This is a genomic window from Enterococcus sp. DIV1537a, from assembly GCF_051712085.1.
GTDB classification, from domain to species: Bacteria; Bacillota; Bacilli; order Lactobacillales; family Enterococcaceae; genus Enterococcus; species Enterococcus faecalis.
Window position 1 is genome coordinate 1,936,411 of record NZ_JBIOOE010000001.1, and the last position, 12,115, is coordinate 1,948,525.

At 37.8% G+C, this 12,115-nt stretch carries 7 protein-coding genes and 1 riboswitch; all 7 genes read right to left on the reverse strand.

All coding sequences use genetic code 11. From position 1 onward, the window contains the following. Positions 1–175: 175 nt before the first annotated feature. Positions 176–4,852, reverse strand: coding sequence for a WxL domain-containing protein (locus tag IGJ41_RS09555; RefSeq protein WP_438714330.1), 4,677 nt, complete (start codon positions 4,850–4,852; stop codon positions 176–178). Between the two features lie 30 nt (positions 4,853–4,882). Beyond that, positions 4,883–5,944, reverse strand: a complete 1,062-nt coding sequence (locus IGJ41_RS09560; protein ID WP_142960909.1) for a DUF916 and DUF3324 domain-containing protein — start codon at positions 5,942–5,944, stop codon at positions 4,883–4,885. A 385-nt stretch (positions 5,945–6,329) separates the two neighbouring features. Then, positions 6,330–7,625, reverse strand: coding sequence for an adenylosuccinate lyase (gene purB, locus IGJ41_RS09565; protein ID WP_002356808.1), 1,296 nt, complete (start codon positions 7,623–7,625; stop codon positions 6,330–6,332). Positions 7,626–7,667: 42 nt separating this feature from the next. Then, positions 7,668–8,783 carry a 5-(carboxyamino)imidazole ribonucleotide synthase gene (gene purK / locus IGJ41_RS09570; protein ID WP_438714332.1) on the reverse strand — a complete coding sequence of 372 codons (1,116 nt, stop codon included), beginning with the start codon at positions 8,781–8,783 and terminating at the stop codon, positions 7,668–7,670. Between the two features lie 327 nt (positions 8,784–9,110). Beyond that, positions 9,111–10,430 (reverse strand): nucleobase:cation symporter-2 family protein, encoded by a 1,320-nt coding sequence (locus tag IGJ41_RS09575; protein ID WP_002398789.1) that lies wholly within the window; start codon positions 10,428–10,430, stop codon positions 9,111–9,113. Positions 10,431–10,432: 2 nt separating this feature from the next. Further along, positions 10,433–11,014, reverse strand: a complete 582-nt coding sequence (locus IGJ41_RS09580; RefSeq protein WP_002356804.1) for a xanthine phosphoribosyltransferase — start codon at positions 11,012–11,014, stop codon at positions 10,433–10,435. 154 nt (positions 11,015–11,168) lie between these two features. Then, positions 11,169–11,266: riboswitch (purine riboswitch) on the reverse strand. Positions 11,267–11,412: 146 nt separating this feature from the next. Next, the gene (locus IGJ41_RS09585; protein WP_002356802.1) at positions 11,413–12,099 is read right to left on the reverse strand and encodes a hydrolase; all 687 of its coding nucleotides are present in this window, start codon (positions 12,097–12,099) and stop codon (positions 11,413–11,415) included. Positions 12,100–12,115 lie beyond the last annotated feature (16 nt).

Consider the following 12,115-nt stretch of genomic DNA (forward strand, 5'->3'; position numbering starts at 1 on the left):
AGTTAATGTAACTATTTAAGTTACATTATAAAGGATAAATCGAAAAAAGTATAGAAAAAAACAAACGTATTTAACAATACGTTTGTTTTTTAATGTTACTGTAAAACTTATATTTTTCTTCAGAAGCATTTCCCCTAATACAATTAACTTTCCTTCTAAGTAAAACATACTAAGATTAGACTACATCGTCCAAGGACCAGATTACTGTAGATTGATATACTTTTGATATTTCTCCTACATTTGCAGGCACAGTTAATTTTATCTCTTCAAAAGGAAAATATAGTTGCCAAGTTCCACTTCCTTGTGTTCCAGTTGCTGTGATTATTGATTGGGCTGTTGCACCTGATCGAAAAGCTTGAGAACCTAACGTCGGTCCATTGGTAAAACTATTAGTTACTGATTCCACGGTTGTATTAGCATATTGAACTTTTTGAAGTTGAGTGTTCGCAAAGTTCAAGGTAATCCCTTCTCCTTGTGGTAAAGATTTACCAGTACTATCTTTAAATTCAGATAAACTAACGTTTAATTTCCAACCTGTGCTGATTGGTCGATTATCTTCTAGACGTAACTTAAAACCAGCTTGTTGTAATTCGGGACTTCCTACATAGTTTGCTGAATTTAATCCGTAATTTTTTGTCATCGGCGAAATAGCTTGTTTCCCAAAATCAAAAGTACTTGGTGTCCCCATCAATACAGGCCGTTGTCCACTCCATTTCGCATATAACGTTACAGTTCCATTATTAGTAGCAGTTAATATTGAAACTATTTGTTTATCTGTATACACAACTTCACTTGCTCGCGTCCTTGCCCAACCAAGAAATGTATTACTCTCTTTTGTAAAAGTATTGGCTGGTAATGGCTTACCTATTCCATAAACAAAACTCGTACTAGGCATCGTACCAGTTCCTCCATTAGCATCAAACTTCACAGTATAGCTATTTCCTTTCCAAACAGCATAATAGGTCCTAGCTGAAGTATAATTAACGAGAGGATTTGTTGTAATATTTGGGGTTGCGGCGTTGGCTGTTGTAGCCCAACCTTGGAAAGTGTAACCTGTTCTTGTTGGTTTCGCAACGGTGCTTAAATTAACTGCCGTCCCAAAAGTATATGCTTTAGCAGCTGTACCACCTGAGCCCCCATTGGCATTAAAAGTCACATTCACTGAGATGGGTTTCCAAATAGCTTTCAGTGTTATTTTTGTAGTAGTTGAAGTAGACGTAAAGTTAATCGTTACACCCGGTTGATACTTTTTGGTTGCCATTGCAACATCTTGCCATTCCACAAAAGTATAACCACTAAGTGTTGGTTTTGTTGTGGGAATAACAACTTTTCCAGCACCATTCACATCTAACTGAATCGTTTGCGGAGAAGGTAGACCTTTAACGCCACTTCCTGGCACAATAACACTTGGTAAATTTTGTTCATAGGCTACTTGAGCAAATTCTGTACTAAAGATAATTTGATCACTGACTGCGGTCAAAGTCGCACCAGCTTTCACTTCTTTAGCAGAATACTGAAATTGATTAAGTGCTTTTTGATTGTCCGCATCGGGTACTAAAAAGTTCATGACTGCATCTAGAGTTTCATTTGGTTTAATAGTAGTTGTACCAAAATCAACATACACAGCCGTAATAGTTGTAGCATCAACGGGTTTCGTTGTGGTAAAGCCTAGACTAGTTAATTTTGTAGCAGTCCAAGTCTGCAAGTCATTGCCAGCATAAGTTGGCAATTGTGAAACTGGCTTGGTTGTATAGTATACTTTCACTGTTCCATTATTACTGGTTAAGTTAGTGAATCCAAGGCTACCCGTTGAACCACGTCCATCTGTTTCTGAAGGTAAAATATTATACAAACGGACACTGGTAAATTCCGTATTTCCAGAATTTTTAATAACTGTTTGCATCTGTGGTGTTCCCTTAGGTTCAACAGCAAAGATATTACTGTTAGACCAAGTTTGAGTCGCCGATCCACGTGCATTCGTCGCGCTATCTAGTTTTGAAGCATCAACGACAGAAAAACCGATGTTGCTACCAGTAGATGCGTTCATCACGTAGCTATTTTCATTAGTGTTATCTAAGCCAATTTTTTTAGCCTCTTCAGCATCTAACTGCCCAGGTACGCCAGTAAAGAAATCAGCTGCCTTAGAACTACTATATGCTACATAAGGAATCTGATAACTTCCAGAAGCGGCTGAACTATCAACTATAAATTCTAAAGGAATCCGAAAAATACTACTCTCTCTCGCTACTTTAGACTTATAAGCAGTGCTGGACGTCTTAAAACGATAATAATTGTAACCAGTGTCCTTGATAGGTAAAGTTTCAACTGTCACCGAAGCTGGATAGGTAATTTGATTACTGTCATCAATAAAATCTTTTTTTGTGGTAGCCTTTAATCGTAACTGTTTGGGAACTTTAATTGTAATAATTGGATTCTCCCAATCCCCAAAAGAAGTAGTTGTATAGTGGGCATTATTTCTCCCAATTATTTCATAGTTAATCGTGTCTCCAGGTAGTTTATTTTTACTATTAGCACTGGTCAAGTTAGCAGAAACATTTAACGTTACTCCTTTATTATAATATACGACGTGATCTCTTAATTTAAATGTTGTAGGAGAACCAGTTGCATCTTGGTACTGCATTGTGGCTCCAAAGGTTATTGGATTGGATTTCTTAGAAAGCATTGTTCCATCTGGCCACCTCCCAGTAGGCCAACTTTTAATGTTATATCTAAGATACATCCCATTCCCTGGAGGTAACGAATTGGCTGTTGTGCCATCGGTTCCCATCGGAATGACATAAATTGCTGAAATATACTCGTTGGCTGCTAAAGTAGGTAAAGCAGGACTAAAGATACCAACCTTAGCTGGTGTACTACTCCAATCAGAACGACCCGCTCCGGTTGTAGCATTTATAATACGATACCAAACACGATAATAGGCTGGTGCACTCACTCCATCAGTAACACCAGTAATAGATAAATTAGCAAAGTTGGCTTTAGCTGATCCTGCAGTTGATTGTTGTAATGTATATTTCACGCCTTGAATCGCCTTAGTTCCAGTATTCTTAATAGTGTAAGAGTAATTAAATGAAGAACGTCCAAAAGCATCATAACTTCCTGCTGTCGCTAAATTGTCTAAGTTATTAACTGCTGTAGTTGAACCTGCAACACCACCATGAGCACCTGTTCCTGACAACTGAAAATCTGGTCTAGAACGTTTTATATAACTTTTCGTACTGGTGAAAGTATTTACTTTCCCATTTAGGTATTTTACCTTCATTCCAAAATTTATGGAAAAAGAACTACCCTCTGAATAAATTTTATTTAAAGTAACTCTTGTATAGTAATAATTTAAAAGAGTTTGAATTGGTGGGTTAGGTTCTAAAACGTTTGGTGAGAGGATTGCTAATTTCTGATAGTACCGAGTGAAACCAACTGGGACACTAGGATCTTGTACATTTGTTATCCCTGTCTTTAGTAAAGCATTGGCAAGCACTCCTGTTAATGTAGCTCCTGTTGGAATTTCAACATAGACTTGATGATCATAACTAGGATCTAACTTCGTACCACTACCGACATAAGTGAACCGATAAGTAATATTTGACATAGTAATATCACCATCAAAATAGCTGTCGTTACTAGGAACTCCATAAGTAGAAGATACACTTAAATGTCCAGAACTCAAGCTATTTTTTACGGTTTTATTTGCCGCTGAACTTGCCATTTGCTTACCGGTATTATCAAATACCTTCGCTTGGAGATTATTCCACACGATTTGTTCAGGAGGGATTTTGGCATCATAGACACTATTAAATTTAAACCGTAAATTAATCGTCTCTAATGTTGTCTTAGTTTCTTTCAAACGAATAATCAACTTTTTGTTGGTGGTATCATTTACATACGACGCCACAATTGAGTTGGCACTAGGGGTACTAGGTGTCACCAACGAAAAAATGGGTGCTGTATTATCAAAGTCTTTAAAAACCGGGTCGCTTTTACTTGGATAAAAGCCATAAGGAAGCTCAATCGAAAGGCCGGTCAGCCCCGCTTGGCTGATGGAAACTGGCAAAGAAACCGTTAAGTAATCTGGTGCTGTTCCGGTCGTAGGGTCGGTATATGTGCGATAAGTGGTGGGCGCAGTCAAACCGACTGTAATCCCATTCGCTTTTGAGGCAATAGTTTTAGATTTAACGACAAGGCTATTTTTTTTGTTTTCCTTCGTTTGCTTCTTAACACTGCTCTCCTGTGTCTTTTGAGGCTCAGGAATTTGCTCTTTCGCAACCATCACTTCTAAATTTTTAGTCAAAATTTCTTGATTTTTATCTTTGACTGACAAGGTGAAGGTTCCTGCTTTTGTTGTAGTTAACAGCAGGTAACTCTCCCTCAACTGCGCTAAGTCTCTTAAAACCAAGCTATGTTGTTCTTGATTATAAGAACTATGCTCCTTCAATTGTTGATTTTTTTGGGGATTATATTGAATTTCCTGAGGCAATTGTATTTCCGCCCAGGTTACATTGCTAGTTATTTTTAGATAAAAATCTGTTCCCGCAGTCACTTGCCGTTCTGGTTCCTGTTGAGACCAAGTAAAAGAAACAGTTTCTACTTCTTTCGTTTCTTGAGTTGTTTCACTTGAAGAATCTGTTGTTTCCGTTGTTCTTGTTGAAGAATCTGTTGTTTCTGTCGCTTGTTGTGATGGCTCTGATAACTTAGGTAATGAATCTTCAATAATTTGTTGCATTTCACTCGTTACTGTTGTCGACTTAGCCCCCTCAGCTAAGCCATTAATTGGTAAAATCATCGTTCCTAATAATATGACTATGACACAAATAAGACAACTCGGTTTCTTATTCATAACCAACACCTTCTTTTCCTTTTTATTCCTTTATTTTGTTCTACTCTTTTTAAGATAAAAATAAACGCTAATTGTAACAAGACACAATGCGCTAAGAACTATTAACGAATGCGGTTGGCTTTTTGCTGAAGATGTACTAGCCGACCATTGTTTTACATGCAATTGTGTGATTGTAAAATCTTTTCGCCAGTGCCATTCTTGATTACCAGCGCTGGCTTGACTATGAAAAGTATACGTTCCCGGTGAAAGGGCGACTTCATTCAATGATAAATCCATAGCTAATAGAGAATTAGGTGCCACTGACACATCCGCTTGTACTTTTTTTAGTAACTCTTTTGACTGACCTTTTTTGGTTAACCAGTTGGTAATTGTTGCTCCTTTCATAACTTTTGGTTGTCGATTTTGGAATGTTGCTTGAACAACAGGTAGGCCACCGCTGATCGTTGTATCAACTTTTTTTAGTTTCAATTCTGCTCCTTCATCAAATGGCTGTTTATCTTCTGTCAGCATGATTGAAATAGTATACGCATAGGTTGATGTAAATTGATTACTTTTTAATGATTCATCCTCTGGTTGTTTGACAAATCGCAGTGCACCTAATTTAACTCCCGGAAATGGCTCTTTAGGCGTTCTAATTTCATAATTTACTATTTTTTCTTCAAAATTTTTTACAGTGACCGTAGCTTCCTTATTTTGTAAATGAACAATTTGCGTAATGGAATTTGTCAAACTAGAATCTAGTGTGGGGCTCGTCTGCGTATAGTCAATCTGTCCTCCCATTCCGTTAACCGCATCATGAATACTTAAAGCGACAGTGACTGGTTCTTTCTGCAAACTTCTGATTTTCACTTGAATAATCTGCTGACTACTTGGCTGAACGCCTAAATAAAAATAAGTTTGGTTCTTATCTAGCTGATTATCTGGTATCACACTTTCAACTGTAAAACCTGCTAGCGGCTTTGACTCAGGTTGTTGCGCTAAAGCAACTTCGAAATGTAAGAAGATTAGATAATAAATAATTATAAAACAGAGATAGCTAAATACTTTCACTCCATCCCCTGTAGTCTTATTTATGACTTGTGACAATTTCATTTCAACCAACTTTCCCCCTTTTTTTTTAAGAATTACCGTTAATAGACTCATTATATCTGAAGACACACAAAAAATAATTTTGAATTTTTAAACCTATAATAAAAAAAACAGTATCTTCTTATACCACAAGGGTTTAGCGACCCTTTCTCCCTATGAAAACGTCTAAATTCCCTCTTGTTTTGAAAAATATCTCCTTTATAATCTAAAGAACAACAAAACAAATAACGAGCAAACGTCAAAAGGTATGAGTCATACATTGACCTTTTGACGTTTGCTCGCTAAAATTTAACACTTTTTCTTCTGATTTCTACTAAATAACTTTTCAACTTTTTTTCTGAAAAAAACAGCCAGAATAAACACGCGGTTCTTTCTGGCTGATTTCTTTTTATCCTAAACCAACACGTTCAAAAATCGTGTCAACGTTTTTTAAATGATAATGGTAATCAAAAGCATCATCTAGTTCTTCTTTTGATAAGACAGAAGTAATTTTTTCATCCGCATCTAACAACGGACGGAACGCCGTTTGATGATCCCATGCGTAAGCTGTTTTTGGTTGGACCAGATCATACGCTTCTTCACGTGTCATGCCATGGTCAATCAATTTTAATAAGACACGTTGGCTGTAAATTAGTCCATAGGTCGCATCCATGTTACGTTTCATATTTTCTGGGAAGACCGTTAAGTTTTTGACAATATTACCAAAACGATTCAACATGTAATTTAGCAAAATCGTCGTATCGGGAATAATAATCCGTTCAGCAGACGAGTGAGAAATATCTCGTTCATGCCATAAACTCACATTTTCAAAGGCAGTAATGACATGACCACGAATCACACGTGCCAAACCAGTCATATTTTCAGAACCAATTGGATTTCGTTTATGCGGCATTGCCGAAGATCCTTTTTGTCCTTTTGCAAAAAATTCTTCTACTTCACGCGTTTCTGATTTTTGTAGACCACGAATTTCTGTTGCAAATTTTTCAATACTTGTCGCAATTAATGCCATGGCAGAAACATATTCTGCATGTAAATCACGTGGTAAAACTTGTGTCGAAATCTCTTGAGCACGGATCCCCAAATGTTCGCAAACATATTCTTCAACAAATGGTGAAATATTGGCAAAGGTACCTACGGCTCCACTGATTTTACCCGCTTCGACACCTTTGGCTGCATGTTCAAAACGTTCAATGTTGCGTTTCATTTCAGAATACCACAACGCTAATTTCAAACCAAATGTAGTAGGTTCTGCATGAACACCATGCGTTCTTCCCATCATGACCGTATGTTTATACTCTTTGGCTTTGGCTCCGACAATCTCCGTAAATGTTTGTAAATCTTTCCGTAAAATATCATTCGCCTGTTTCAATAGATAACCATAGGCAGTATCCACAACATCTGTGCTGGTTAACCCATAGTGCACCCATTTTCGCTCTTCACCAAGCGTTTCTGAAACGGCACGAGTAAAAGCGACAACATCATGACGTGTTTCTGCTTCAATTTCTAAAATACGTGCAACATCAAATGATGCATTTTCTCGGATTTTTTGTACATCTTCTTTAGGAATTTCGCCAAGTTCTGCCCAAGCTTCATCCGCCAAAATTTCAACTTCTAGCCATGCCTTGTAGCGGTTCTCATCTGTCCAAATTGCGCCCATTTCGGGTCTTGTATAACGATCAATCATTGTGCCTTATCCCCTCTTTACTCCTCAATTTTTGAAAAATAATTACGACCAAATCTTTGTTTCTTTAATTTCTTCCAGTGTTTCATCGATTTCTTTGGTTAATATAGTAATATGCCCCATCGCTCGTTGCGCTTTTGCTTCACTGTGCCCATAATAGTGGAAATGCCAATCTGGATGTTCATTAATAATGTCCATCGTTTCATAGGCTTCATTCCCAAGCACATTGACCGTAACCGCTTCTGACAACAGTTGAATCGTTGGCATTAGCCAATTACATAAACCACGAATATGCGTATCATATTGGCTAAAAGAACAAGCATCTATTGAAAAATTCCCAGCATCTTCTGGACGAGGTAAAATTTTATTTACATAAATCCCGCCTGTTTCTGTATAAAACATTTCAATTGAAAGGGTGCCGACTAAACCAACTGCTTTAGCAATCACCTTAGCAATTCGTTGCAACTCGCCACTGACTTCGTCATCAATTCGGGCTGGCGCAATCGTTTCATGTAGCTTACGCTCTTTTTTAATTGTTTCCACAACTGGAAATGTCGCAAATTCGCCACTACCATTACCAGAAATCAGAACAGATAATTCTTTTTCGTAAGGAATCCAAGCTTCCAAGACACAGGTTCCTTCTCTTAGAAGATTCATGGATGGCGCTAAGTCTGAAGTACTATGTAGTACATAACGACCTTCCCCTCGCGTGTTCTTCAAGATACACGGGTAGCCAATGCCATCAATTGCTTCTTGAATATCAGTCGGACTAACAATCGTTGCATAAGGTGCAATCACAATATTATTATCTTCCAAGAAACTTTTTTCCATTAAGCGATCTTGCGTAATCGCTAAAATGTCTGTTCCTTGTGGTATATTCGCTAAATGTTGAATCGCTGTTAACGCATCAACATCTGCATGTTCAAATTCATACGTAATCACTTGGGCACGTTTTGCCAATTTCTCTAACGCTTCAGGATCATTATATGCTCCTAATAATTGCCAATCGGCAACTTGTGCAGCAGGACAATCAATTTGTGGATCTAGCACACCCACTCGAAACCCCATTTCTCTTGCACTAAGGGCCATCATTTTTGCTAAATGTCCGCCACCAATGATACCAATCACTTGACCAGGTAATAGTGGTTTATCCAAGTTCATCACAACTTTCCATCACAGTTTTATCCTTAAAATCCTTCTGCGGTTTCTCGTCGCAGTCTAGCCTTTAAGAGTGCTCTTTTTACATGATACAAGGAAAAAGGCTCAACTTCAAGTGCCAGCAGTGTTTCCATTAGGCTTTCTCATCAGAATTTATTAACTTACTTTAGGATAAAACAGCGGTAACTTACTACTTGTCTCTTTGTAACCAAGCTTTTTTCTCTTATTCTCTTCAAATGGATGAAAACATTAAATTTTTCTAAACGATGATGAGGTCAAAAAAGTATGAAAGAAAAGCCACCTGACCTTATCTATCATACTTTTTTGAAACTATTCGTTACTTTCTGAAGTTTCTTTTAAACCATTGAATAAAAGATTTAAAATAATTGCGGTAATACTGCTCATGACAATTCCATTACCAGTAAACATGCTAACAGTTTCTGGTACTTTATTAAAGAGCGTCGGCATAATATTAAAGCCTAAACCAAAGCCAATCGAGATGGCAATAATTAATAAATTTTTGTCATTTGAGTAGTCAACTTTTGACAACATGCGCATTCCTTGGACAGCCACCATTCCAAACATAACCAGCATTCCGCCGCCTAAAACTGGCTCTGGGATAATTTGGGCCATCGCACCAATTTTTGGTAATAAGCCTAAAATAATTAAGAAAAAAGCAGAAAAATAAATTGGTCGACGTGTTTTGATCCCAGATAATTGAACTAACCCGACATTTTGAGAGAAACCTGTATAAGGAAACGTATTAAAAATCCCTCCTAAAATGACGGCTAAACCTTCTGCATGATACCCACGACGTAAATCATCTTCGCCAATCTTCTTCCCTGTAATGTCTCCTAAGGCAAAATAAACACCTGTTGATTCAACCATACTAACAATTGAAATAATAATCATCAACACAATAGAAGAAAGATCAAACGTTGGTTTGCCAAAATAAAATGGCTGTGGAAAATGAAACCACGTAGCTTGACCAACAGGAGACAAATCCACTAATCCCAGAAACGCAGCTAAAATTGTGCCACCGACTAGGCCGATTAACACGGCAATTGACTTGATAAAGCCACGTCCCCAAACTTGCACAACAATGATTAAGGCAATTGTTACAAATGCGAGTAGCAAGTTTTTAGGATCACCAAAACTTTTGTCCGTTGCTAAGCCGCCACCCATTTTTTCAACAGCAACAGGAATTAAGGTCAAACCAATAACTGTAATGACTGTGCCGGTGACTAAAGGCGGAAATAGACGTTTAATTTTTGAGAAAAATCCTGCAATAAGAACGACAAAAATGCCCGAAGCAATAATTGAACCGTAAATTGCCCCAACCCCTTTGTTCGTACCAATCATGATTAAAGGCGCAACTGCTTGAATGGCACAACCTAAAACGACTGGCAAACCAATCCCAAAAAACTTATTCACCGTTAATTGCAAAAGTGTCGCAACGCCGCACATAAAAATATCGATTGAAATCAAATACGTCATTTGTTGCGAATCAAAATTCAAGCCGGTTCCGATTAATAAAGGTACGGCAACTGCCCCAGCGTACATCGCTAATAAATGTTGCAATCCTAAAACGGCGGCTTTTCCATTTGATGTTTCCGTCTGTTGTGGTGTATTCAATTGTTTTGTTTCCAAGATTATGCATCCTCCTCTAAAAACGTCACCGTTCCTTCACTTAGTGAAGCAATACGTGCTAAAGAGACTACATTTAAGCCCATGTCTTCTAATAACTGACGACCATCTTGGAATGATTTTTCAATTACGATACCAATTCCTTCAACCTTTGCACCAGCCTGTTGGCATAATTCTACCAATCCTTTAGCAGCTTGTCCGTTAGCTAAAAAGTCATCAATAATCAACACTTTATCAGCATCAGATAAAAATTTTCTTGAAATGGAAATTTGACTTGTCACTTGTTTTGTAAATGAATAAACTGAAGCCGTTAAGAGCTCTTCATCCATGGTTAAACTTTTTGCCTTACGAGCGAAGATCATTGGCACGCCTAATTTTTGCGCTGCGTATAAGGCAGGAGCGATTCCTGATGCTTCAATTGTAATTACTTTGGTAATGCCTGCTTCTGCGAAAACCTCAGCAAAACGATTACCCATAGCCTCCATTAATTCTGGATCCACTTGGTGCGTAATAAAACTATCTACTTTTAAAACACCTTCACCTAATACACGGCCATCATTTTTAATACGTTCGACTAATTCCTTCACAATATGAACTCCTTTACTTATTTTTCGATAGATGCTTTGTTCTCATCCTGAGGAAAGGACGGTTCGTTAAAAACGAACGAAATAAAACAAAGTGCTATTTATATTCGTGTTCTAACAAAAGAAAAAAGCCCATTTTGCCAAAGCAAAAAAGGGCTATCCGCTCTTCTTCACTTATAGACCAGCATTTACGGTGCTGGGTAGAGACGGTCAACCGTATTTTGACCTTATACAAGCTTCTATGTTTCTCTAGGATAGTACAAAAATCTCTAACTTTCAATGGTTTAACAACTTTTTTTCATTAGAATTTTCAAATAATTGGTTCATTCTTCCATTGTTCCGTAAAAGCGAACATTAAATAGCCAAAAACGCTTTGGCAGGATCGGCTGCCAAAGCGTTTTTTATTCTTCATCGGTTGCTTTTTCTTGTTCACGATATTTTTTCATTTTTTTGCTGAATAATTCACCGTTACTAGGGGGCGTATATGTAATAGCATTCGCTCCGGCGATAATGGTTTCATGAATACTCGATTCAGTTGGTCCTCCTGTTGCAATAATCGGTAATTCTGGATACTTGCCACGGAAATAGCGTACGGTGGCTGCAGTGTCTTTTCCTGCACTGATATTAATCATATCCACGCCAGCCGCAAGTTTTTCATCAATTGGCGTATGAATAGAAGTTACTGTGCTGATAATAGGAATATCGATTGCTTCATCCACCATTTTAATTGTTTCAATTGGTGTAGGACCATTCAAAACGACACCCATTGAGCCTTGTGCTTCTGCAAATAAACTCATATAAGCAGAACGCATGCCTTGCGTTAAACCGCCGCCGACTCCTGAAAAGACAGGAATATCCGCTGCTTCAATAATGCCTTTTGTAATCGCTGGATGCGGTGTAAAAGGATATACAGCAATCACTGCCTGTGCATCCGTATTGCGGATAATCGCAATATCTGTCGTAAAAATAATTGATTTTATTTTACGGCCAAAAATTTTAATGCCACTGGCTTGCCGAATAATCTCTGGCATTTTTACAATATCTTGTTTCAGCGGCGTCATAATTTCTGGAATCCACTTTTCGCTCATTGTCATCGTTCCTCCA

Bases quoted from the DNA above. Each gene is read 5' to 3' on its own strand.
- IGJ41_RS09555 (WP_438714330.1), bottom strand. From the start codon at position 4,852: ATGAATAAGAAACCGAGTTGTCTTATTTGTGTCATAGTCATATTATTA.
- IGJ41_RS09560 (WP_142960909.1), bottom strand. From the start codon at position 5,944: ATGAAATTGTCACAAGTCATAAATAAGACTACAGGGGATGGAGTGAAA.
- purB (WP_002356808.1), bottom strand. From the start codon at position 7,625: ATGATTGATCGTTATACAAGACCCGAAATGGGCGCAATTTGGACAGAT.
- purK (WP_438714332.1), bottom strand. From the start codon at position 8,783: ATGAACTTGGATAAACCACTATTACCTGGTCAAGTGATTGGTATCATT.
- IGJ41_RS09585 (WP_002356802.1), bottom strand. From the start codon at position 12,099: ATGAGCGAAAAGTGGATTCCAGAAATTATGACGCCGCTGAAACAAGAT.